Source organism: Streptomyces sp. NPDC058646 (genome assembly GCF_042716875.1).
Taxonomy (GTDB): Bacteria; Actinomycetota; Actinomycetes; order Streptomycetales; family Streptomycetaceae; genus Streptomyces.
Genome location: NZ_JBHXRK010000010.1, coordinates 146101 through 167421, shown reverse-complemented (window position 1 = coordinate 167421; position 21321 = coordinate 146101). Strand labels below are relative to the sequence as shown.

Here is a 21321-nt window from a genome sequence, read left to right as displayed (position 1 = left end):
TGCGCGCGGGCCCGGGCACGGACGGAGCGGTGCGGGGCCGGACGGGGCCGGACGGGTCAGGGAGTGCAGGGTGGGCAGGGGGTCAGGCCTCCAGGCCGGTGAGCCACCCGGCGACCGCCTCGGTGATCATCGCGAGGGCCTCCTCCTGGGTCAGCTCCGCCTTCTTCGGCACCGCGAAGCCGTGGTCCCCGTACGGGATCTCCACCAGCGTGTGTGCGCCGCCGGGGAACTCCTCGGGACGCCCGAAGGGATCCCTGGCGCCCTGCACCACGAGGGTGGGCCGCCCGGCCCCGGTGAGCTCGCCCGCCCGGGAGCTCTCCGGGCGGCCCGGCGGATGCAGCGGGAAGGCCAGCGCCAGTACCCCGGCCGCATCCAGCTCGGCGGCGGTCCGGCAGGCCACCCGGGCCCCGGCGCTGCGCCCGCCGGCGACCACCGGCAGCCCGGGCGCCGCGAGGGCCGGCCACAGGGCCCGCCAGCCCTCGTCCAGCACCCTGGGCGCGGCGGCGACCTTCTTGCCGGCCACCCGCCAGGGCTGCTCGACCAGGGCCACCGTGATCCCGCGGGCGGGCAGCGCCGCGGCCAGGGCCTGGAGGTCCCGGGCCTCGATGCCGCCGCCGGCGCCGTGGCTCACGGCGAGGACGAGCTCCGCACCGGGGGCGGTGTGCCAGGTGATGTGGGCTTCGCCCGCCGGGGTCTCGACGCTCTCGGTTCGCGTGGTCATGCTGCCATCGTGCCGCCCCGCCCGGTCAGAAGAGGGTGGCCTCCTCCGGCGCGGCGAGTTCCTCCAGCAGCTCGGGCCCGTTGTTGCGCACGTTGCTCACGGCGGTGGACACGGCGTAGGCGCGCATCAGCCCGCCCGGCGGCGGCTCCAGCAGTTCCCGCAGCGAGCCCTCGGTGTCGGTGTCCGCCGGGTCCAGCCAGGCGTCCCAGCGGTCCGGCGTGAGCATGAGCGGCATCCGGGGGTGGATCTCGGCGAGCGAGCGCGGCCCCTCGGCGGGCGCCACGCCCAGCGGCCCGGTCTCGGCTTCGGTGGTGAGCACCGAGCAGGTGACCCGCCAGGCGAGCGGGTGCGCGTCGGGCAGGGTCCGGTCCCGCCAGAACTCGTATATCCCGGCCATGGCGAAGACGGAGCCGTCGGAGGGGAGCACGAAGTACGGCTGCTTGCGCGCCCGCTTCTTCTTGCCCTCGACCTCCAGCTGCCGCTCGTCGTGGGCGGTGACCCACTCGTAGTAGCCGTCGGCGGGGACGATGCAGCGGCGCTGCGCGAAGGGGCGGCGGAAGGAGGGCTTCTCGGCCACGGTCTCGGACCGCGCGTTGATCATCCGGGCGGCGCCGTCGGCGTCCGGGGCCCAGGACGGCACGAGCCCCCACCTCAGGACGCGCAGCTGGCGAACCGGACGCGGGTCCCGGGCGTCCTTCAGGGGACGGTCGAGGACGACGTGGACCTCTTTCGTCGGCGCCACGTTCCAGTCGGGGGGCAGTGTCTCCTCCGGCTCCCACCGCTCGACGCCGAAGGCCTCCACCAGGTCCTCGGGCCGACGGCTCGCCGCATACCTTCCGCACATGGCTGCCACACTGCCATGGCACCCGACCACCAGCGCAAGGAGTCCGCCACTCCATGGACAGCAGCACGACGGCCGGCCTGTGGGACCGGCTCACGGGCATACAGACCGCCCCCGAGCGGTGGCTGGTGATCGCGACGGCGCTGGTCGCGCTGGCCGCCGTGGGGCCCCGCCCGCTGTGGCGGGTGTCGCGCAACGCCGTCACCATCGCGCACGAGGGCGGACACGGCCTGCTGGCGCTGCTGACGGGGCGCCGCCTGGACGGGATACGACTGCACTCCGACACCAGCGGTGTGACCGTCAGCCGCGGCCGGCCCACCGGGCTCGGCATGGTCCTGACCGCGGCCGCCGGGTACACCGCCCCTTCGCTGCTCGGGCTCGGCGGCGCGGTCCTGCTGTCGGCGCACCGGATCACCCTGCTGCTGTGGGCGGCCACCGCGCTGCTGGTGGCGATGCTGGTGATGGTCCGGAACGCGTACGGGGCCCTGACGGTGCTGCTCACCGGCGGGGCCTTCGTGCTGGTGAGCTGGCTGGCTCCGGCCGACGTGCAGGCGGTGTTCGCGTACGGGGTGGTGTGGTTCCTCCTGCTGGGCGGCGTACGCCCGGTCTTCGAGCTCCAGGGCAAGCGGCGCCGCGGCGGGGCGCCGGACTCCGACGCGGACCAGCTGGGGCGGCTCACGGGGGTGCACCCGGTGGTGTGGCTGCTGCTCTTCCACGTCGTCGCGCTGTGCTCGCTGATCGGCGGCGGGCGCTGGCTGCTCGATCTCTGAGACTGTGCCCTGATCAAGATCTGTGGCCATGGGAAGCCACTAAAGTGGGGCCATGACCGAGACCCCCGCGCTCCACGCCCTCTGGCCCGCCCCCGTCGCCGACGCAGCCGTCCACGCCACCGTCACCGTGCCGGGGTCCAAGTCGGTCACCAACCGGGCTCTGGTGCTCGCCGCGCTGGCCTCCGAGCCGGGCTGGGTGCGCCGCCCGCTGCGCTCGCGCGACTCCCAGCTGATGTCGGACGCCCTGCGTGCGATGGGCGTGGGCATCGAGGAGACCGTCTCGTCCAGCTCCGCCCCGGCGGCCGACGGCACCGTGGGCGGCGAGGCCTGGCGGATCATCCCGGCGGCCCTGCACGGGCCGACGACCGTGGACGTCGGCAACGCGGGCACGGTCATGCGCTTCCTGCCGCCCGTCGCCACCCTCGCCGACGGCGACATCCGCTTCGACGGTGACCCGCGCTCCTACGAGCGCCCGCTCGGCCAGGTCATCACCGCCCTGCGCACCCTCGGCGCCCGGATCGACGACGACGGCCGCGGCGCGCTGCCGCTGACCGTCCAGGGCGGCGGGGCCCTGGAGGGCGGCACGGTCGAGATCGACGCCAGCAACTCCTCGCAGTTCGTCTCCGCGCTGCTGCTCTCCGCCCCGCGCTTCAACCAGGGCGTCGAGGTCCGGCACGTGGGCGGCAACCTGCCCTCCATGCCGCACATCCGGATGACGGTGGAGATGCTGCGCGCGGCGGGCGCGCAGGTCGACACCCCTGAGGCGGGCGGCGAGAAGGACGTGTGGCGGGTGACGCCCGGCGCACTGCTGGGCCGCGACATGGTGGTGGAGCCGGACCTCTCCAACGCCCAGCCGTTCCTGGCCGCCGCCCTGATCACCGGCGGTACGGTCACCATCCCGGACTGGCCGCGCCGCACCACGCAGCCCGGTGACGCGCTGCGCCGGATCTTCACCGAGATGGGCGGCTCCTGCGAGCTGACCGACTCGGGCCTGGTCTTCACCGGCACCGGCAAGATCCACGGCATCGACGTGGACCTGAGCGAGGTCGGCGAGCTCACCCCGGGCATCGCCGCGGTGGCCGCCCTGGCCGATTCGGAGTCGGTGCTGCGCGGGGTGGCGCACCTGCGGCTGCACGAGACGGACCGGCTGGCCGCGCTCACCAAGGAGATCAACGCGCTGGGCGGGGACGTCACCGAGACGGCGGACGGCCTGCACATCCGGCCGCGCCCGCTGCACGGCGGCACCTTCCACACGTACGACGACCACCGGATGGCTACCGCGGGCGCGGTGATCGGCTTGGCGGTGCAGGGCGTGCTGATCGAGAACGTGGCGACCACCGCGAAGACCCTGCCGGACTTCCCCGCGATGTGGACGCGGATGCTGGCGGGCGGGGACGGCAGGGACGCGGCGGCGCCCGATGCGGGTGCGGGAGCGTAGGGCCCGTCATGCGCAGGTACGGCAAGCACACCGACGAGGACGACATCCGCCAGCGGCCCAACCCGAAGGGCAACCGGCCGCGGACGAACATCCGGCCCAAGCACGAGGACGCCTCCGAGGGCTTCGTCCTCACCGTCGACCGGGGCCGCCTGACCTGCCTGGTCGGCGACCGTACGGTCCACGCCATGAAGTCCAGGGAGCTGGGCCGCAAGGCGGCGGTGGTCGGCGACCGGGTCTGGATCGTCGGGGACCTGTCCGGCAGGAAGGACACCCTGGCCCGGATCGTGCGGATCGAGGAGCGCAGGTCCGTGCTGCGGCGCACCGCCGACGACGACGACCCGTACGAGCGGGTCGTCGTCGCCAACGCCGACCAGCTGGCGATCGTCACGGCCCTGGCCGACCCGGAGCCGCGGCCCCGGATGATCGACCGCTGTCTGGTGGCGGCGTACGACGCCGGGCTGGAGCCGCTGCTGGTGCTCACCAAGTCCGACCTGACCTCCGCCGACAAGATCCTGGAGATCTATTCGACGCTCGGGGTGAACTACGTGGTGACCAACCGCGAGGAGCTGGCCACGGGCGACGCCGCCGACCGGGTGCGGGAGCGGCTGAACGGACGCATCACCGCCTTCGTCGGGCACTCGGGCGTCGGCAAGACCACCCTGGTGAACTCGCTGGTCGCCGAGGGCCGCCAGCGCGCCACCGGCCACGTCAACGCGGTCACCGGCCGCGGCCGGCACACCACCACCTCGGCGCTGGCACTGCCCCTGCCGGGCGGCGACGGCTGGGTCATCGACACCCCGGGCGTGCGGTCCTTCGGTCTGCACCACGTGGATCCGTCCCGGGTGATCCTGGCCTTCCCGGACCTGGTCCCGGGCACGGAGGAGTGCCCGCGCGCCTGCAGCCACGACGAGCCGGACTGCGCGCTCGACGCGTGGGCGGAGGCCGGTCACGCGGACCCGGCGCGGCTGTACTCGCTGCGCCGGCTGCTGGAGACCCGGGAGCGGCGCGAGGGCGACTGACCCCTACGGTGCCGCGCGGCAGGGTTTGCGGAGGGCCGCGCCTGGTAAATGGTTAGTCGCACCAAGTGGCGCGCAGGTCCAGGCCAGGAGTCAGTCAGGCCCCGACCGTGTCACGTGACGCGGGGAGGCATTCGACATGGCGTGGCTGCTGGTCGTGGTCGCGGGAATCCTGGAGACCGGCTTCGCGGTCTGCCTCAAGCTGTCCCACGGCTTCACCCGGCTGTGGCCGACCATCGCCTTCGCGTGCTTCGCACTCGGCAGCTTCGGCCTGCTGACGCTGGCGCTCAAGAAGCTGGACGTGGGTCCGGCGTACGCGGTGTGGACGGGCATCGGGGCGGCCGGGACGGCGATCTACGGCATGGTCTTCCTGGGAGACCTGGTCTCCACCCTCAAACTCGTGTCCATCTCGCTGGTCATCCTGGGGGTCATCGGGCTCCAGCTGTCCGGGTCTGCGCACTGAGCGGCCGCAGCAGCTCGGCGAGCGCGGGTCCGGCCGGGCCCTCCGGCGGTGCGATCACGTAGGAGAGCGCGAGCCGGACGGCGAGTTCGCACCGCTGCGTGCCCTCTCCCGGCGTCAGGGCGGCCGCCGCCCGGTCCCGCACCTCGCGGGCCAGCTGTCCGGGTCCGGGCGGCCCGGCGTCCGGCCGGGGCGGCAGGCCCGGGGCGGGCAGGCCGGTGTTCCAGGACCCGGTGAGCAGGGCCCGTACGAGGGGCTGCGCGCGGGCCGCCCGTACGGTCCACTCGGCGACGGCCAGGAGCCGCTCGCCGGTGGTGGCCGGGGCTCCCAGGGCGCGGTCCACCCCGTCGAGGTAGCGGTCCGCCTCGCGCCGGACCAGGGCGCGGCCCAGGCCCTCCTTGCCGCCGAACTCGTTGTAGAGGGTCTGGCGGGACACCCCGGCGGCGGCCGCGACGTCGACCATCCGCACGGCCGGCCAGGGGCGTGCGGCGAGCGCCGCTCCGGCGGCTTCCAGCAAGGATTCCCGGGCTGCCGGCACCGTCGCCTCCCCACTGGACTGGCCGCTGGGCTTCCCCGCCAGAGTTGACGGGCCGACAGGCCCTGTCAAGGGCGCCTCCCGGCCGCACCGTGGACCTCGCTGGTGGGGGTTCGGGAGTCCCGATACTGTTCGGCCATGCCCGAGTATGACGATGACCTGCGCCTTGCCCTCGAACTCGCCGACGCGGCGGACGCCGTCACGATGCAGCGGTTCCGTGCCCTCGACCTGGTGGTCGAGACGAAGCCGGACATGACTCCGGTGAGCGAGGCGGACAAGGCGGCCGAGGAGGCCGTCCGGGCCGGCATCGCGGCCGCGCGGCCCGATGACGCGATCCTGGGCGAGGAGTACGGGCTCCAGGGCAGCGGCCCGCGCCGCTGGGTGGTGGACCCGATCGACGGTACGAAGAACTACGTGCGCGGGGTCCCCGTCTGGGCCACGCTGATCTCCCTGATGGCGCAGGGCGCGGACGGCGTCTTCGAGCCCGTGGTCGGCGTGGTGTCCGCGCCGGCGCTGGGCCGCCGCTGGTGGGCCACGCGGGGCGGGGGCGCGTACGCGGGCGGGGCGCTCGGGGAGACCACCGCGATCGGCGTGTCCAGGGTGGGCACCCTGGCCGACGCCTCGTTCGCCTACTCCTCGCTGAGCGGCTGGGAGGAGCAGGGCCGCCTCCCCGGGTTCCTCGACCTGACCCGGGCGTGCTGGCGTACGCGGGGTTACGGCGACTTCTGGCCGTACATGATGGTGGCGGAGGGCTCGCTGGACCTGTGCGCCGAGCCGGAGCTGAACCTGTGGGACATGGCGGCCATCGCGGTCGTGGTGCAGGAGGCCGGCGGCCGGTTCACCGGCCTGGACGGGGTGGACGGGGTGCACGGCGGGAACGCCGCGGCTTCGAACGGCCTGCTGCACGCGCAGATGCTGGAGCACCTGCGCCCGCGCGCCTGAGGGCCGGCCGGCGTGCGCCCGCGCACCGCACACGCTGAACACCCGTTCCCCCACGCCTTCTTGCTGGGTCCGCACGTCCGTGGGAATCTGAGGATCCCCCCGCTTGTGCGCTTGTGAATGTCTTCTCAAGTGCACCCACCCAAGCGGCGGGACTCACCCAGGAGGTGGCTCTCCCCATGCTCGTCCGTGACGCAATGACCACCGTGATCCTCACCCTCGGACCCGCACACACCCTCCGGCAGGCGGCCTGCCTGATGTCCGGCCGGCGCGTCGGCGCGGCCGTCGTCCTCGACCCCGACCACAGCGGCATCGGCATCCTGACCGAGCGCGACATCCTCAACTCGATCGGCGCCGGCCACGACCCCGACCGGGAGTCCGTGGGCGCACACACCACCAACAACGTGGTGTTCTGCACACCGGACGCCACCTTGCAGGACGCCGCCGAGGCCATGGCCCACGGCGGTTTCCGGCACCTGATCGTGCTGGAGCACGGCGGCCCGGTGGGCATCGTCTCCGTGCGCGACATCATCCGCTGCTGGGTCCCGGCCCGGCGCACCGTCCCGGCGTAGCCGGGAACGACGGCGGGCCGGAACCCTCCGAAGAGGGTTCCGGCCCGCCGTCCTGCTACGGCAAGCGGTCCGGATCAGCCGCGAAGGGCCTGGACCGCGGCTTCCAGCCGCTTGCCGAAGTCGCCGTCCGCCTGGCGGAAGTTGCTGATGGCGCGCTCGACGATGTCGTCACGGGAGACCTTGGCGATGAAGCCGGACAGGTTCTCGATCAGACGGGTCTTCTCGTCCTCGGAGTACAGGCGGTAGAGGTTGCCCGCCTGGACGAAGTCGTTGTCCTCGCGGTGCACCGGCGCGGCGTGGTTGCCCGTGCCGCCGGTCACCGGGGTGGAGATCCACAGCGGACGGCCCGTCTGGTGCGGGCCGCCGAAGCTGTTCGGCTCGTAGTTCTTAGCACCCTTGTGGCGGCCGTCGTAGAGGCTACCGTCACGGGAGTTGGTGCGCGCCTCGGTGGCGTGCGGACGGTTCACCGGCAGGTGGTCGGCGTTGATGCCGACGCGGTAGCGGTGGGCGTCGCCGTAGCCGAAGAGGCGGCCCTGGAGCATCTTGTCCGGGGAGGGACCGATGCCGGGGACGAAGTGCGCCGGGCTGAAGATGGACTGCTCGACCTCGGCGAAGACGTTCTCCGGGTTGCGGTTGAGCTCCAGCTTGCCTATCTCGATCGGCGGGTAGTCCGCGTGCGGCCACACCTTGGTGAGGTCGAACGGGTTGAAGCGGTACTCCGCCGCCTCGGCCGCCGGCATGATCTGGACCTGAACGGTCCAGCTCGGGAAGTCACCGCGCTCGATGGCCTCGCGCAGGTCGCGCTGGTGGGAGTCGGGGTCCTCGCCGGCGAGCTGGTTGGCCTCGGCCTGGGTGAGGTTCTTGATGCCCTGGTCGGTCTTGAAGTGGTACTTGACCCAGAAGACCTCGCCGGCCTCGTTGTTCCACTGGAACGTGTGCGAGCCGTAGCCGTTCATGTGGCGGTAGGTCGCCGGGATGCCGCGGTCACCGAAGAGCCAGGTCACCTGGTGGGTCGACTCGGGGCTCAGGCCCCAGAAGTCCCACACGTTGTCGGCTTCCTGCGAGCCCGTGTACGGGTCCCGCTTCTGGGTGTGGATGAAGTCCGGGAACTTGATGGCGTCCTTGATGAAGAACACCGGGGTGTTGTTGCCGACGAGGTCGTAGTTGCCCTCTTCGGTGTAGAACTTCAACGCCCAGCCGCGGGGGTCGCGGACCGCATCGGCGCTGCCGAGGTTGCCCGCGACGGTGGAGAAGCGCAGGAACGTTTCGGTCTGCTTGCCGACCTCGGACAGGAACGCGGCGCGCGTCCACTGGGAGACGTCGCGCGTCAGCGTGAAGGTGCCGTAGGCGCCGGCGCCGCGGGCGTGCACCACGCGCTCCGGGATGCGCTCCCGGTTGAAGTGCGCGAGCTTCTCCAGCAGCAACTGGTCCTGGACCAGCACGGGGCCGCCCACGCCGGCGGTCTCGCTGTTCTGGTTGTCAGCGACCGGAGCCCCGGCCTCCGTGGTCAGCGGTCCCTGCGTCACGTGCGCCTCCTGCGTCATACCTGCATGTCCTGTCCTCGGCTTGTTCCGTAATCGATCCTACAATGGACTTTGTCTAAGTCAAGCAAACATCCAAGTTCGCACTGGTTCGGGAGTTACACGGAGTCCCCACGCTGTTAGGCTGGCGTCCATGAGTGACCTGCTGGAACGACTCCGTGGACGCGGATGGCGCATGACCGCACAGCGGCGCGTCGTGGCCGAGGTGCTCGACGGTGACCACGTGCACCTGACGGCGGACGAGGTGCACGCGCGAGCGGTGGCCAAACTGCCGGAGATCTCCCGGGCGACGGTATACAACACGCTCGGAGAACTCGTGTCGCTCGGCGAAGTCTTGGAAGTCGCGACGGACCGCCGGGCCAAGAGGTACGACCCGAACGCCCACCGGCCGCACCATCACCTGGTCTGCGCCCGGTGCGGCGCGATCCGCGACGTGCACCCGGCGGGCGACCCGCTGTCGGACCTGCCGGACACCGAGCGCTTCGGTTTCGTGGTGTCGGCGGTAGAGGTGACGTACCGCGGGGTCTGCCCGAACTGCGCCGCCGCCTAGGGCGCGTTTCCCGACGCGCAGGGAAGGCCGGGAGCGATGCTCCCGGCCTTTTTCCGTGCCCGCGGACCGCGCCCGTACCCGATTCCCGGTTCCGCTCCGCAAACGACCCGAGGCCCGGATCCATGGGATCCGGGCCTCGGGCCTTCAGTAGCGGGGACAGGATTTGAACCTGCGACCTCTGGGTTATGAGCCCAGCGAGCTACCGAGCTGCTCCACCCCGCGTCGGTAAACCCGACTGTACGTGAGGGCGTACGGCGGATGCAAATCGGTTGACCGGCCCGTCCGCGGCGGAGCAGTGCGGTCAGGGTGCCGACCGCCTCGTCGCCGTCGAAGGCGGCCCCGCTGGTCGGGCCGCGCACCCCGGCGTCGAGACCGGCCCCGATCGCCGCGGCCACCAGCCCGGGGTCGCCGGGGACCTCCTGGCCGCGTTCGCACCCGTACGCGAGGTGCTCGCGCAGCGGCGCGCGGTCCCCTACGAGCCGCTGCCGGCCGGGGGCACGCGGAGCCCCCGACCGGGGGTCAGGCCGACAGTTCCTCGGCCAGCGCCTCGCGCAGCCGGGCCGCCCGCTCGGAGACTTCAGCGGGGCCCAGCTCCATGGCCCGCACGCACCACTTCTGGCCCTCCGCCAGGTCGCCGTGGCGTGCCGCCAGCAGTCCCAGCCGCAGGGCCGCGCGCCCGTGGCCCGCCACCGCCGCCCGGGTCCACCACAGCGCCGCCTCGGGCTCGCTCCCCTCGCGGGCCAGCAGCAGCCCGAGGTTGAAGGCTCCGTTGCGGGACCCGGCCTCGGCCGCCTCCCGGTACCAGCGCGCCGCGGCCGCCACGTCGCCGCGGGCCGCCGCCAGCATGCCGACGCGGACCTGCGCCCGCCGGTGCCCCAGCTCGGCGGCGCGCTCGTACCACTCCTCGCTCTCGGTCCGCGGGGCGCCGCCCGCCGGCTCGCCCAGCGCCACCGGCTCCGCCGGCGGGGCCAGCGACTCCAGCAGCGAGGCCAGCCGGAAGGCCGCCTCCGCGCTCCCGCCGCCCGCCGCGCACCGCAGGTGCCGCTCGGCGGCCCGCTCCTCGCCGTCCCGCACCAGGGCGATCCCGACCTGGAGGGCCGCGTCGGTGTGGCCGGCCGAGGCGGCCCGCTCGTACCACTTCAGGGCCGTCCGGTCCTCGTCGCGGCTGGCGAAGAGGATCCCGAGGTTGAAGGCGGCGTCCACGCTGCCCGCCTCGGCCGCCTTGGAGAACCACGGTTCGGCGCCCGCCGCGTCCCCGCCCTGGAGCAGCAGGATGGCGAGCGCGTTGGCGGCCTCCCGGTGGCCGGCGTAGGCCGCGCGCCGGTACCACTGCTCGGCCTGGGCGGTCCGGTCCTGTGCGACGCACAGCAGAGCAAGGTTGTACGCCCCGTTTTGATCGCCGGCGTCCATGGCGGCCCGGTACCACCGCTCCGCGGTCTGGGTCTCCCCGCGGGCGGCGTGCAGGGCGCCCAGGGCGTTGGCCGCGTTCGCGTCGCCGTCCTGCGCGGCCCGGTGCCACCACGCGGCGGCGTTGTCCTCGTCGCCCGCGTCGCGCAGCAGGAAGCCGAGGGCGCACGCGGCGCGGGCCTCCCCCTGCTTGGCGGAGGTCAGGTACCAGCGACCGGCCTCCTTGAGCTCCCCGCGTGCCTCCAGCAGGGCGCCCAGGTGCAGTGCGGCCCGGCGGTGCCCGCGGGCGGCGGCCTGCCGGTACCACTGCTCGGCCTCGGCGGGGTCGCCCTTCCTCAGGTGCCGTGCCAGCCGGTACGCGGCCTCGCGGTGCCCCTGCTCCGCGGCAGCGCGGAACCAGCGCTCGACACCCTTGTCACCCCGGTGTTCCAGCAGGTCGGCCAGCCCGTACGCACCCAGCGCGTGGCCGGATTCGGCCGCCTGGCGGAGCCAGTACTCGGCGGCGGGCTCGTCCCCCCGCTCGCGGAAGTGGCGGCCCAGGGCGTGCGCGGCCGGCGCGGATCCGGCGACGGCGGCGACCCGCCACCAGCCGGCGGCCTCCTCGGGGTAGCCGCGCTGGTGGAGCAGCACACCGAGGTTGTTCGCGGCGGCACGGTCCCCTTCGGCGGTGGCTCCGCGCAGGTACGGCTCGGCCCCGGTCAGGTCACCGCGGCGCAGCAGCAGCGCGCCGAGCACGCTCATGGCACCCGGGTCGCCCTTGTCGGCGGCCACCCGGTGCCGGGCTTCCAGCTCGGCGTCGCTCGCCGCGTCGGTCTCGGCGAACATCTCCTGCGCGAAATCCGCATCGGTCAGCCCGGTCTGCGCGTTGACAAGGGGAGCCGTGTCGCCGGCTCCCGTACCCGGCTCCGCCTCCGCCCTCACAAACCGCCCTGTCTCCAGCAGAGTTGACCTGTCCCCCATAAATCCCATCGTCGCATCACCTGCTACCCGCGTACACCTGGTATGTCGCAGCCAGGGAGGTCACTACAGCGTTTTGTCGACATGCCCACAGAGAGACAAGTCAAACACGCTCTTACCCCAACTCACTCTCTCCAGCTACCGTGTGTCCGCTCCGGACATGACGAAGGCCCGGATCCCATGGATCCGGGCCTTCATCTTCAGTAGCGGGGACAGGATTTGAACCTGCGACCTCTGGGTTATGAGCCCAGCGAGCTACCGAGCTGCTCCACCCCGCGTCGGTGAAACCACAGTATCACGACGCGGGAGGGAGCCTTCACCCGTTCCTGCCGGGCGGCTAGCCGCCCGGCTTGGGCGCCGTCACCTTCGCCTCCGCCTCGACCGCCCGCTTCAGCGCCGCCTTGATCTCGTCCTGCGCCCTGCCGAAGGCCGCCCAGTCCCCTGCCTGCCGCGCCCTGTCGGCGTCCTCGACGGCCTTCTGCACGTCGGCGAGGGCCGCCTTGACCGTCGGGTCGGAGCTGGCCGGCGGCGGGGTGGTGGTGCCCTCACCGGGCGGGGTCGTCGGCGGCGGGGCGGTCGGCGCCTCGGCCCCGAAGACCACGTTCAGCGCCTTCTCCAGGGTGTCCTCGAAGGCGGTCTGCTCCCCGTAGGTCACCAGGACCTTCTTGAGCAGCGGGTACTTCAGCCCGCCACCGCGCACGTACACCGGCTCGACGTAGAGCATGCCCTTGTCGAGCGGGACCGCGAGCAGGTTGCCGTACTCCACCTGCGAGTCGCCCCGGCTCAGGATGTTGATCTCAGTGGCGATCTCCGGCTTGGAGTTGAACCGGGCCTGCACCAGCTTGGGGCCGTCCACCGGGTTGGTGGTGGGCAGCTTCAGCAATCTGATCTTGCCGTAGTCGGGCGTGCCCGGGTCGGCGTTGACCTGCATGAAGGCGCTGAGGTTGTCCCGGCCGTTCGGGGTGAGCGTGGTGGTGAGCGAGAAGGCCTGGTTCGGCTCCTTCTGGCCCGGCATCTTCAGGGAGAGGTAGTACGGCGGAACCGCGTTCCCCTCCTTGTTGGTCGGGTCGTCCGGCACCGCCCAGACCTCGCTGCCGCTGAGGAAGGTCTGCGGGTCGGTGACGTGGTAGCGGGTCAGGAGCTCACGCTGCACCTTGAACAGGTCCTGCGGGTAGCGCAGGTGGTCCATCAGCGCCTGCGGGATCTCCTTGCGGGACTCGACCGTTCCGGGGAAGGCCTTCATCCAGGTCTTGAGCACCGGGTCCTGGGTGTCCCACTGGTACAGCTTCACCGTGCCGTCGTAGGCGTCGACGGTGGCCTTCACCGAGTTCCGGATGTAGTTGACCTGGTTCTCCTGTGCGACGACCGCGCGCTGGGAGTTGGTCAGCGAGTCCGCCGTGGTGTCCCCGAGCGTCGTACGGGAGGCATAGGGGTAGCCGTTGCTGGTGGTGTAGGCGTCCACGATCCACTGGATCCGGCCGTTGATCACCGCCGGGTAGGCCGCGCCGTCGATGGTCAGCCAGGGAGCGACCGCCTCGACCCGCTCCTTGGGCGTCCGGTTGTAAAGGATCTTGGAACCTTCGCCGATGGCTCCCGAGTAAAGGATCTGCGGCTCGTTGAAGGCGAGGGCGTATGCGGCCCTGTTGACCGGGTTCCCGAGGCTCACACCGCTGTCGCCCTGGTAGGTGGTCTCCTTCTCCCCCTTGTCGTCCGCGTAGTCGAGCTCCTTCTGCGGGCCCCCGACGATCGAGTACTGCTTGGTCTGCTCGCCGTAGTAGATCCGCTGCTCGTACTCGCCGAGGTCACCGGTGGAGGGCAGGCCCGATTCGGTGAACACGGGGGTGCCGTTCGGGGCGACCTCGGTGCCCTTGGCGGCAACTGCCCCGAATCCATGGGTGTAGCGGAAGTGGTCGTTGATCCAGTTGTTCTTCGGGATGCCCGCGAGGTTCAGCTCGCGGAGGCCGATGACCGTGTCCTGACCCTTGTAGCGGTCCACCGCGAGGGTGGGCGGGAAGCCGTAGTAGCCCCGGTTCTGCTGCAGCTGCTGGAAGGCCGGGGAAACGATGTTCGGGTCGAGCAGCCGGACGCTGGCCGTGGTGTCGGCGTCCTGGCGGAGCTTGTTCTTGTCCGCCTTGGGGTCCGGAATGCCCGCGTAGTCGCTGACCTCGGTCTTGGCGATGCCGTACGCGTCCCGCGTCGCCGCGATGTTCTTCTCGACGTACGGCGACTCCTTGGCCTGCTCGTTCGGCTGGACCTGGAACTTCTGCACGATCGCCGGGTAGAGGCCGCCGATCAGGATCGCCGAGAGCACCATCAGGCCGAAGCCGATGACCGGCAGCTGCCAGGTGCGGCGCCACAGCGTCGCGAAGAACAGCACCGCGCAGATGGCGGCGATGGCGACGAGGATCGTCTTGGCCGGCAGGTACGCGTTGGCGTCGACGTAGCGCAGGCCGGTCCAGTTGTCCGCCGCCTTGAAGTCGCTGGACTTCACGGCCAGGCCGTACCGGTCGAGCCAGTACGCGATCGCCTTGAGCGTGACGAAGAGGCCGAGCAGCACCGACAGGTGTCCGGTCGCCGCGGCGGTGGCCCGGGCGCCCGGGCTGGTCACGCGCAGACCGCCGTACAGGTAGTGCACGACGGCCGCGGCGATCACCGACAGCACGACCGCGGCGAAGCCGAAGCCGAGCAGGAAGCGGTACCAGGGCAGGTCGAAGGTGTAGAACGACACGTCCAGGTCGAACTGGGGGTCCTTCTGACCGAAGGCCACCCCGTTCACGTACATCAGCCAGGTCTTCCACTGGCCGGCGGCCGAGGCGCCGGCGATCAGGCCGACGAGCACGGCGATGCCCAGGAGCAGCCACTTCTTGTACGGGGCGATGCTCATCCGGTAGCGGTCGAGGCTCTGCTGCTCCAGCGACATCGCGCTGAGCGGCGGCCGCAGCCGGTACGCCAGCCAGATGTTCAGCCCGACGGCACCGGCCATCAGCAGGCCGAAGACCGAGAAGAGGCCGATCTTGGTCCACAGGGTGGTGGTGAAGACGGTGGAGTACTTCACGGAACGGAACCAGAGCCAGTCGGTCCAGAAGCCCGCGAACATGATGAAGAGCATGGCCAGGACGGCCAGCACGCCCAGGGTCATGAGGAGAGTGCGGGCTCGCCGGGACGGGCGGCCGACTCTCATCCGTGGCCCGGAAGGGCCTCCGCCGCGGTCCGGCATCTGGAAAGCCAAGGTGCGCACCTCGAAAGTCGCTGTGTCTGGTGTGGAACGGGCCCTCGATCGTAGAGCCCACTCATGCAACTTACTGAGGCTTTAGTCAGTTCCCGGTATCCGGCGGAAAGGAGGCAGGATGTTGCCCATGTCCAACCTTTCGCCTTCCCCCGGCACGCCGATGGCGGCCAGCCCGCTGACCCGTGCCTGTCTCGAGATCGACGAGTACGCGGCCGGCCTCGGCTGGGACCAGCCCGCCCGGCTGTTCGCCCTCGTCGACACCGCCCGGCTCAAGAAGCAGGAGCCGCGGCTGGCGAGCCAGCTCGGCCTCGACCAGGACGACGCCGGCAAGTCCTCCCTCACCCCGATCGAGCAGGACGAGGTCCCGGCCGGGACCCCTCTCGACAAGTTCCTGGGCACCATCGCCTGGCCCGACGCGGTCGTCGGCTGTGCGCTGACGGTGGAGCGGCTGATGCTGCCGCCGTCGGCGGAGGCCTCCGTCCCGGAGGGGCTGAGCGACAAGCAGCTGGCGAAGTGGGTCGCCGGCCACCCGGAGCGGCAGGAGGTCCGCCTCACGGTGGCGGTGCTGCGCGACGGGTCGCGCGAGTCGGCCGTGCGGCTGCGCGAGAAGGACTCCTCGACCGAGGTCCTCACCGGCGGGGGCCTGGTGCCCGGGCTGGCGGAGGCGCTGGCCGCGACCTTCTCGTAGGCCGGGGGCGGGGCAAGGGCGGGCGGGACGGGTCAGGGCTTGCCGCACTGCGGCAGCCCGGCCTTGTCCCCCTTGCTGATCTTCTCCAGGGCCTTCGTGGCGTCACCCATCGTGGAGACCTTCACCAGGGTCAGTCCGGCGGGCACGTCGGCCGCCGCGGCCGCACAGTTCTCGGCGGGCGTCAGGAAGTACTCGGCGCCGGCCTGGCGGGCACCGATGGTTTTCATCTGGATGCCGCCGATCGGGCCGACCTTGCCCTGGTCGTCGATGGTGCCGGTGCCCGCGACGAACTTGCCGCCGGTCAGGTCCTCCGGGGTGAGCTTGTCGACGATGCCGAGGGCGAACATCAGGCCGGCGCTGGGGCCGCCCACGTCGGCGAGCTTGATGTCGATCGTGAACGGGAAGGTGTGGTCGGTGCCGGCCCGGATCCCGACGATGGCGTGGCCGCCCCCGGGGGCCTTCCCCGCGGTGATGGTGACCTTGGTGGAGCCGCTGGGCTCGCGCTGCGCCTTGGCCGCCTCGGCCGCCTCCGTGGCGGGGATGACGGTGAATTCGACCGGTTCGCCCGGCTTGTGCTTGGTGACGAGCTTGGCCACGTCCTCGGGGGCGGTGACGGGGGTGCCGTCCACGGCCTGGACGACGTCACCGGCGTGCAGCTGCCCGTCGGCGGGGCTGGCCTTGACCACCGAGGAGACGATCACGCGCGCGGTGACCGGGATGCCGAGCTGCCGCATGGCCGCCACCTTGGCGCTCTGCTGCGACTGGCTGAACTCTTCGGCGTTCTCCTGGGTGGACTGCTCTTCCGTCTTGCCGCCCGGGTAGAGGTTCTCGTGCGGCACGACGATGTTGTCGCCGGCCAGCCACCCGTACACCGCTTCCAGCAGGTTCATGTCATAGTCGGCGCCCGTGACGCGGACCGTCGTCATGTTGAGGTGACCGCTGGTCGGATACGTCTTGCGCCCCGAGATGTTGAGGACGGGCTCGCCGTGCGAATCACCGAGCGTGTTCACCGTCGGACCCGGGCTCATCTCGGAGTACGGGACCTTGAGGAACACCCCTGCGCAGAGCAGCGCGAACAGCATGAGGGTGGAGGCGAGCATCGTCGCAGTGCGGCGTGGCATGAATCCGACAGTACGTGACGGGCCTGGAGAGCGGCCCCTGGGGCCGGTCCGTACGGGGTCCGTACGCGGAACGCCCGGACGGTCGGAGCATCGGTGCTCCCGGGGAGGCCTCTCGGGACGCTCAGACGGCGTCGGAACCGGAGTGAGCCTCTGCCTTCGCCCTGCCCTGGTCGGACCTGTCCATGGCTTCGCGGAACCTGGCGTAGCCCGCGAGCTCGGATATGTCGCCTTGAGTGCGGTCGCGTGCCGCCCAGCTGCCCCATATCGCCGCTCCGATCGCGGCGAAGAGCGGAATCAACAACCACGCCAGTGACGCCATGGACGTGCCTCCCTGCCCCGAAAGTACGTGTCGTCGGTGGCTCCAACGCTCGTGCCCGGGAGGGGGTTACGCAAATCGAGGGCGTGTTGCGCGGCCGAACGGGTGCGAGGCTACCGCCCTTCGGGGGCCGCCTCGCACCCGGGGGGTTCAGCAGGCGCCGACCCACTCCTGGGTGCCGTCGGCGAAGGTCTGGTGCTTCCAGATCGGGACCTCGTGCTTGAGGTCGTCGATCAGCATCCGGCAGGCTTCGAATGCCTCGCCGCGGTGCGGGCAGGAGACGGCGACGACGACCGCCAGGTCGCCGACGGCCAGGTCGCCCACGCGGTGCACGGCGGCCAGGGCGCGGACGGGGTACTTCGCGACGACGCGCTCGGCCACGCGGCGCATCTCCGCCTCGGCCGTCGGGTGGCAGGAGTAGCCGAGGGAGTCGACGTCCGCCCCGCTGTCGTGGTCGCGCACCGTGCCGACGAAGAGCGTCGTACCGCCCGCGGCGTCGTCGCCGACGGCCTGGAAGACCTCGTCGATCGAGAGCGGGGTGTCACGGATCTGGAGCAGCCGGATCGGGTCCGGAGCGGCCTGCTCGCCGGGGTGGTCGAAGTGCGGTGCCATACCGTCCATCGTGCCCTAGCCGCCGAACCGGCGAAATAGCTGAATCACCTGGGCCGCACCGCCCGCCTTGGGAGCCTCCTACAGGAGGGCGCTGCCGCCCGGCCGCTGCCGCCCGGCGGGCCCGGGCGGCGGCCGGGTCAGATGCCGCGGCGCCGGCGGGCCCGGCGGACCGCGGCGGCCGCGCCGAGCAGGGCCACCGTCGCACCCGCGGCGCCTGCGGCCGTCGCCGCGTCCTTGCGGCCCAGGCGGCGGCCCGCGACGGTGTGGCGGCCGGCGACCTCCTGGAGGAGTTCGGCCAGCACCTCCTCGTTGGTCCAGCGGGGCCGCCAGCCCGCCGCGTGCAGTCCGCTGACGCTGACCACCCACGGGTGCATCGTGTAGGCGAGGTCCCCGGCCGGGGACGGCGTCAGGCCGATCCGGTGCAGCCGGGCCGCCGCGCCCAGCGCGACCGCGGAGGGCAGCTCCATGCGGCGGATGCCGCTCAGCTCCTCGACCTCCTCCTGCTCCAGCCAGCCCTCGCAGCCGACGGCCAGCTCGCCCTCGACCTTCTCCAGGGCCGCGTACTCCAGGGCGCTGACCAGGTCCTCGACGTGGCAGAACTGCCAGGTGGGCCGGGATCCGGCCACCACCAGCAGGCGCGGCGACTCGAAGTACCGGGTCAGGGCGGTGTCGGTGCCGCCGACGAGGACCGCCGGGCGGACCACCGTCACGTTCAGGCCCGGATGCGCGCGGGGCGCCCGCCGTCCCAGCCGCTCGATCTCCAGCAGGTCCCCGACGCCGGTCGCCTCGGCGGTGGCCCGCAGCTCGGAGTCCTCCGACAGCGGGATGTCGTTGTCGGGCAGCGCCCCGTAGACCATCGCCGAGGTGCACAGCACGACGCGGTGCACCCCGGCCGCCGCGGCGGCCGTCAGGACGGTCTGGGTCCCGCGCACGTTGTATGCCGTACGGGCCGCCGGGTCCGTCTCCAGGTCGAGGTCCATCGCCAGGTGGACGACCACGTCCGCGCCACGCAGCTTCTCGGCGATCGCGGGGTCCCGTACGTCCAGCACGTGCCACTGCGCGGCCGCGCACTCACCGCGCCGCTCGTCGATGGCCACGACCTGCTTGACCTCGTCGGAGGCTGCCAGCCGGGCCACCAGGGCCGCGCCCACCCCCGACGCGGCGCCGGTCACGGCGATCACGGGTCCCCGCACCGCCGGGTTTCGCGGCTGGCGAACGCCGTGAGCGCTGTCACCGTCATCGGGGCGGTTTCCGGCGTCGTGCGTGCGGCCGTGCTTATCCGAAAACTGCGGATCTGGGGAACTCACCAGGCGTCTCCAGCGGTTGTCTTCAGTAGGGACGTGTCGTGACGCGTACCCACCAGGTGATGTCCATCCTGCCGCAGCCCAGGAGTCGGCGGAGCACCGAGCCCGGAAGCGGGCCGGGTGTCTACGCTGGGTGGTGTTGTCGGACCATTGCCCGTCGGCACCCGCCGGCGGCCCTACGAGCCGAGGAAACCCGTGAGCGACACCCCATTCGGATTCGGCCTTCCGCCGGAGGAGCCGGAGAACGGCGACGAGGGCAAGAGGAAGGACCAGGGCGGTCAGGGCGGACCGGCGAATCCGTTCGGGTTCCCGGGCATGGGCCTGCCGGGCGGCCCCGGCGGAGCGGACAACCCGTTCGCCGCGATGTTCGGTTCGATGAACCCGAACGACCTCGGTGCGGCCTTCCAGCAGCTCGGCCAGATGCTGAGCTACGAGGGCGGGCCCGTCAACTGGGACATGGCCAAGGACATCGCCCGCCAGACCGTCGCGCAGGGCACGTCGGACGGCGTGAAGGACACCAGCGTCGGCATCGCCGAGAAGTCCGCGGTCGAGGAGGCCGTCCGCCTCGCCGACCTGTGGCTGGACGACGCGACCTCGCTGCCCTCCGGCGCCACCACGGCGGTGGCCTGGAGCCGTGCCGAGTGGGTCGAGGCGACCCTTCCGGTGTGGAAGGAGCTCGTGGACCCGGTCGCCGAGCGCGTCGGTGCGGCCATGGGCGGCGTCCTGCCGGAGGAGATGCAGGCCATGGCGGGCCCGCTGCTCGGCATGATGCGCTCCATGGGAGGTGCCATGTTCGGCCAGCAGATCGGCCAGGCCGTGGGCGTGCTCGCCGGCGAGGTCGTCGGCTCGACCGACATCGGGCTGCCCCTGGGACCGGCCGGCAAGGCGGCCCTGCTGCCGCTGAACATCGAGGCCTTCGGCAAGGACCTGGGCGTCTCCTCGGAGGAGGTACGGCTGTACCTGGCCCTGCGCGAGGCCGCCCACGCCCGGCTCTTCGCCCACGTGCCGTGGCTGCGCTCGCACCTGTTCGGCGCGGTCGAGGGCTACGCCCGCGGCATCAAGGTCGACACCTCCAAGCTGGAGGACGTGGTCGGCCAGCTGGACCCGTCCAACCCGGAGCAGCTCCAGGAAGCACTCCAGGGCGGCATGTTCCAGCCGCAGGACACCCCCGAGCAGAAGGCCGCCCTGGCCCGCCTGGAGACGGCGCTCGCGCTGGTCGAGGGCTGGGTCGACGCGGTGGTGCACGCGGCGGCCAAGCCCCGGCTGACCTCGGCGGACGCGATGCGCGAGACCATGCGCCGGCGGCGCGCCTCGGGCGGCCCGGCGGAGCAGACCTTCGCGACGCTGATCGGCCTGGAGCTGCGCCCGCGCCGCCTGCGGGACGCCTCGCGGCTGTGGGCCTCGCTGACCGACGCGCGCGGTGTGGACGGCCGTGACGGGCTGTGGGAGCACCCGGACATGCTGCCGACGGCCTCCGACCTGGACGACCCGGACGGCTTCGTGCACCGCGAGCAGCTCGACTTCTCCGAGATCGACAAGATGCTCGGCGAGGCCGCCCGCAAGCGGGACGCCCGGGGCGCCGAGGACGCGGAGGACGCCAAGGACGACGAGGACGGCGAAGACAAGAAGTGAGCCTGTACGACGACGCCGTCCTCACCCTGAAGCGGTACGAGGACCAGCCCGGCCTGCGCGATCTTTACCTGGAGCACCTGGCGGCGCATCCGGACGGGGTCTACAAGCCCTGCGAGGCCGGGCACGTCACCGGCAGCGCGCTGGTGGTCGACCCGGCGCGGGGGCGCGTCCTGCTGACCCTGCACAAGAAGCTCGGCATGTGGCTCCAGATGGGCGGGCACTGCGAGCCCGGCGACGCCACGCTCGCCGGGGCGGCGCTGCGGGAGGCCGTCGAGGAGTCGGGCATCGCCTCCGGCCTGACCCTGGTGCCCGGCGGCCCGGTCCGCCTGGACCGGCATCCCATCCCGGCGCCGTGCAACTGGCACCTGGACGTGCAGTACGCGGTGCTCGCGCCGGCCGGCGCGGTGGCGGAGATCAGCGAGGAGTCGCTGGACCTGCGCTGGTTCCCGTACGCGGAGGTGGCGGCGGTGGCCGACGCCTCGGTGGTACGGCTGATGGAGGCGACCCGGGCACGGCTCGGCGGCTGAGCCGTGCCTGATGCGGCGCGGGGGGGGGGGGCGGGCCGGGCCCCCCCCCCCCCCCCCCCCGGCCGCCCGGGGGGCGGGGGGGGGGTTTGGGGGGGGGGGGGGGCGGCCTGGGCCCGCCCCCCAGCGGGCGCCCCCGCGACGCGCG

20 protein-coding genes and 2 tRNA genes are annotated in these 21321 nt (G+C 72.3%); 10 read left to right on the top strand and 12 right to left on the bottom strand.

The annotated features are described in order from the left end of the window. Positions 1-82: 82 nt before the first annotated feature. Both ACFWUZ_RS14965 and ACFWUZ_RS14960 read right to left on the bottom strand, forming a co-directional pair. The gene (locus ACFWUZ_RS14965; RefSeq protein WP_384372073.1) at positions 83-721 is read right to left on the bottom strand and encodes an alpha/beta family hydrolase; all 639 of its coding nucleotides are present in this window, start codon (positions 719-721) and stop codon (positions 83-85) included. 25 nt (positions 722-746) lie between these two features. Further along, the gene (locus ACFWUZ_RS14960) at positions 747-1565 is read right to left on the bottom strand and encodes an SOS response-associated peptidase (protein WP_384372071.1); all 819 of its coding nucleotides are present in this window, start codon (positions 1563-1565) and stop codon (positions 747-749) included. Positions 1566-1618: 53 nt separating this feature from the next. On the opposite strand from ACFWUZ_RS14960, the gene ACFWUZ_RS14955 reads away from it, so the two are divergent. The 4 genes from ACFWUZ_RS14955 (at position 1619) to ACFWUZ_RS14940 (ending at position 5249) form a co-directional block, all read left to right on the top strand. Next, a complete protein-coding gene (locus ACFWUZ_RS14955) occupies positions 1619-2332 on the top strand; it encodes a M50 family metallopeptidase (RefSeq protein ID WP_384372069.1) in 714 nt (237 codons plus the stop codon). 52 nt (positions 2333-2384) lie between these two features. Continuing rightward, positions 2385-3770 (top strand): 3-phosphoshikimate 1-carboxyvinyltransferase, encoded by a 1386-nt coding sequence (gene aroA / locus ACFWUZ_RS14950; protein ID WP_384372067.1) that lies wholly within the window; start codon positions 2385-2387, stop codon positions 3768-3770. A gap of 8 nt (positions 3771-3778) precedes the next feature. Continuing rightward, positions 3779-4789 (top strand): ribosome small subunit-dependent GTPase A, encoded by a 1011-nt coding sequence (gene rsgA / locus ACFWUZ_RS14945; RefSeq protein ID WP_384372065.1) that lies wholly within the window; start codon positions 3779-3781, stop codon positions 4787-4789. A gap of 136 nt (positions 4790-4925) precedes the next feature. Beyond that, positions 4926-5249 (top strand): multidrug efflux SMR transporter, encoded by a 324-nt coding sequence (locus tag ACFWUZ_RS14940; RefSeq protein WP_030225858.1) that lies wholly within the window; start codon positions 4926-4928, stop codon positions 5247-5249. Here the strand turns inward: ACFWUZ_RS14940 and ACFWUZ_RS14935 are convergent. Next, on the bottom strand, positions 5215-5784 hold the full coding sequence (locus tag ACFWUZ_RS14935) for a TetR/AcrR family transcriptional regulator (protein WP_384372063.1): 570 nt from the start codon (positions 5782-5784) through the stop codon (positions 5215-5217). The two genes, ACFWUZ_RS14940 and ACFWUZ_RS14935, sit on opposite strands and share 35 nt — an antisense overlap. Positions 5785-5919: 135 nt before the next feature. Between ACFWUZ_RS14935 and hisN the strand changes: the two genes are divergently transcribed. After that, positions 5920-6723, top strand: coding sequence for a histidinol-phosphatase (gene hisN / locus ACFWUZ_RS14930; RefSeq protein ID WP_384372061.1), 804 nt, complete (start codon positions 5920-5922; stop codon positions 6721-6723). Between the two features lie 176 nt (positions 6724-6899). After that, the gene (locus tag ACFWUZ_RS14925) at positions 6900-7292 is read left to right on the top strand and encodes a cyclic nucleotide-binding/CBS domain-containing protein (protein ID WP_384372059.1); all 393 of its coding nucleotides are present in this window, start codon (positions 6900-6902) and stop codon (positions 7290-7292) included. Positions 7293-7366: 74 nt separating this feature from the next. Here the strand turns inward: ACFWUZ_RS14925 and ACFWUZ_RS14920 are convergent, their stop codons facing one another. Continuing rightward, positions 7367-8836 carry a catalase gene (locus tag ACFWUZ_RS14920; RefSeq protein WP_384372056.1) on the bottom strand — a complete coding sequence of 490 codons (1470 nt, stop codon included), beginning with the start codon at positions 8834-8836 and terminating at the stop codon, positions 7367-7369. A gap of 130 nt (positions 8837-8966) precedes the next feature. On the opposite strand from ACFWUZ_RS14920, the gene ACFWUZ_RS14915 reads away from it, so the two are divergent. After that, positions 8967-9383 (top strand): Fur family transcriptional regulator, encoded by a 417-nt coding sequence (locus ACFWUZ_RS14915; RefSeq protein ID WP_384372054.1) that lies wholly within the window; start codon positions 8967-8969, stop codon positions 9381-9383. Positions 9384-9531: 148 nt separating this feature from the next. Here ACFWUZ_RS14915 and ACFWUZ_RS14910 read toward each other — a convergent pair. From ACFWUZ_RS14910 to ACFWUZ_RS14895, 4 genes are all read right to left on the bottom strand, one after another. Continuing rightward, positions 9532-9605, bottom strand: a tRNA-Met gene (locus tag ACFWUZ_RS14910). A 297-nt stretch (positions 9606-9902) separates the two neighbouring features. After that, positions 9903-11759 (bottom strand): tetratricopeptide repeat protein, encoded by a 1857-nt coding sequence (locus tag ACFWUZ_RS14905; protein ID WP_384372052.1) that lies wholly within the window; start codon positions 11757-11759, stop codon positions 9903-9905. A gap of 192 nt (positions 11760-11951) precedes the next feature. After that, positions 11952-12025 (bottom strand) — tRNA-Met (locus tag ACFWUZ_RS14900). A 59-nt stretch (positions 12026-12084) separates the two neighbouring features. Next, complete coding sequence (locus ACFWUZ_RS14895) at positions 12085-14985, bottom strand: UPF0182 family protein (protein ID WP_384372050.1); 2901 nt, start codon at positions 14983-14985, stop codon at positions 12085-12087. Positions 14986-15094: 109 nt separating this feature from the next. On the opposite strand from ACFWUZ_RS14895, the gene ACFWUZ_RS14890 reads away from it, so the two are divergent. Next, positions 15095-15664: a PPA1309 family protein gene (locus ACFWUZ_RS14890; protein ID WP_384372048.1), complete on the top strand. Its 570-nt coding sequence runs from the start codon at positions 15095-15097 to the stop codon at positions 15662-15664. A gap of 32 nt (positions 15665-15696) precedes the next feature. On the opposite strand, the gene ACFWUZ_RS14885 is transcribed toward ACFWUZ_RS14890, so the two are convergent. From ACFWUZ_RS14885 to ACFWUZ_RS14870, 4 genes are all read right to left on the bottom strand, one after another. Continuing rightward, positions 15697-16785 carry a PDZ domain-containing protein gene (locus ACFWUZ_RS14885; RefSeq protein ID WP_384372046.1) on the bottom strand — a complete coding sequence of 363 codons (1089 nt, stop codon included), beginning with the start codon at positions 16783-16785 and terminating at the stop codon, positions 15697-15699. A gap of 121 nt (positions 16786-16906) precedes the next feature. Further along, on the bottom strand, positions 16907-17104 hold the full coding sequence (locus tag ACFWUZ_RS14880; protein WP_362051455.1) for a hypothetical protein: 198 nt from the start codon (positions 17102-17104) through the stop codon (positions 16907-16909). Positions 17105-17251: 147 nt separating this feature from the next. Continuing rightward, complete coding sequence (locus tag ACFWUZ_RS14875) at positions 17252-17713, bottom strand: molybdenum cofactor biosynthesis protein MoaE (protein WP_384372044.1); 462 nt, start codon at positions 17711-17713, stop codon at positions 17252-17254. Between the two features lie 137 nt (positions 17714-17850). After that, positions 17851-18906, bottom strand: coding sequence for an SDR family oxidoreductase (locus ACFWUZ_RS14870; protein WP_384372042.1), 1056 nt, complete (start codon positions 18904-18906; stop codon positions 17851-17853). Between the two features lie 306 nt (positions 18907-19212). Between ACFWUZ_RS14870 and ACFWUZ_RS14865 the strand changes: the two genes are divergently transcribed. Beyond that, positions 19213-20649, top strand: coding sequence for a zinc-dependent metalloprotease (locus ACFWUZ_RS14865; protein WP_384372040.1), 1437 nt, complete (start codon positions 19213-19215; stop codon positions 20647-20649). After that, positions 20646-21176: an NUDIX hydrolase gene (locus ACFWUZ_RS14860; RefSeq protein WP_384372038.1), complete on the top strand. Its 531-nt coding sequence runs from the start codon at positions 20646-20648 to the stop codon at positions 21174-21176. Before ACFWUZ_RS14865 ends, ACFWUZ_RS14860 begins: the two co-directional genes overlap by 4 nt. Positions 21177-21321 lie beyond the last annotated feature (145 nt).

What these genes read in the sequence shown, in the direction of transcription:
- ACFWUZ_RS14965 (WP_384372073.1), bottom strand. Translation starts at nt 721, where the DNA reads ATGACCACGCGAACCGAGAGCGTCGAGACCCCGGCGGGCGAAGCCCAC.
- ACFWUZ_RS14960 (WP_384372071.1), bottom strand. Translation starts at nt 1,565, where the DNA reads ATGTGCGGAAGGTATGCGGCGAGCCGTCGGCCCGAGGACCTGGTGGAG.
- ACFWUZ_RS14955 (WP_384372069.1), top strand. Translation starts at nt 1,619, where the DNA reads ATGGACAGCAGCACGACGGCCGGCCTGTGGGACCGGCTCACGGGCATA.
- aroA (WP_384372067.1), top strand. Translation starts at nt 2,385, where the DNA reads ATGACCGAGACCCCCGCGCTCCACGCCCTCTGGCCCGCCCCCGTCGCC.
- rsgA (WP_384372065.1), top strand. Translation starts at nt 3,779, where the DNA reads ATGCGCAGGTACGGCAAGCACACCGACGAGGACGACATCCGCCAGCGG.
- ACFWUZ_RS14940 (WP_030225858.1), top strand. Translation starts at nt 4,926, where the DNA reads ATGGCGTGGCTGCTGGTCGTGGTCGCGGGAATCCTGGAGACCGGCTTC.
- hisN (WP_384372061.1), top strand. Translation starts at nt 5,920, where the DNA reads ATGCCCGAGTATGACGATGACCTGCGCCTTGCCCTCGAACTCGCCGAC.
- ACFWUZ_RS14925 (WP_384372059.1), top strand. Translation starts at nt 6,900, where the DNA reads ATGCTCGTCCGTGACGCAATGACCACCGTGATCCTCACCCTCGGACCC.
- ACFWUZ_RS14920 (WP_384372056.1), bottom strand. Translation starts at nt 8,836, where the DNA reads ATGACGCAGGAGGCGCACGTGACGCAGGGACCGCTGACCACGGAGGCC.
- ACFWUZ_RS14915 (WP_384372054.1), top strand. Translation starts at nt 8,967, where the DNA reads ATGAGTGACCTGCTGGAACGACTCCGTGGACGCGGATGGCGCATGACC.
- ACFWUZ_RS14905 (WP_384372052.1), bottom strand. Translation starts at nt 11,759, where the DNA reads ATGGGATTTATGGGGGACAGGTCAACTCTGCTGGAGACAGGGCGGTTT.
- ACFWUZ_RS14890 (WP_384372048.1), top strand. Translation starts at nt 15,095, where the DNA reads ATGTTGCCCATGTCCAACCTTTCGCCTTCCCCCGGCACGCCGATGGCG.
- ACFWUZ_RS14885 (WP_384372046.1), bottom strand. Translation starts at nt 16,785, where the DNA reads ATGCCACGCCGCACTGCGACGATGCTCGCCTCCACCCTCATGCTGTTC.
- ACFWUZ_RS14880 (WP_362051455.1), bottom strand. Translation starts at nt 17,104, where the DNA reads ATGGCGTCACTGGCGTGGTTGTTGATTCCGCTCTTCGCCGCGATCGGA.
- ACFWUZ_RS14875 (WP_384372044.1), bottom strand. Translation starts at nt 17,713, where the DNA reads ATGGCACCGCACTTCGACCACCCCGGCGAGCAGGCCGCTCCGGACCCG.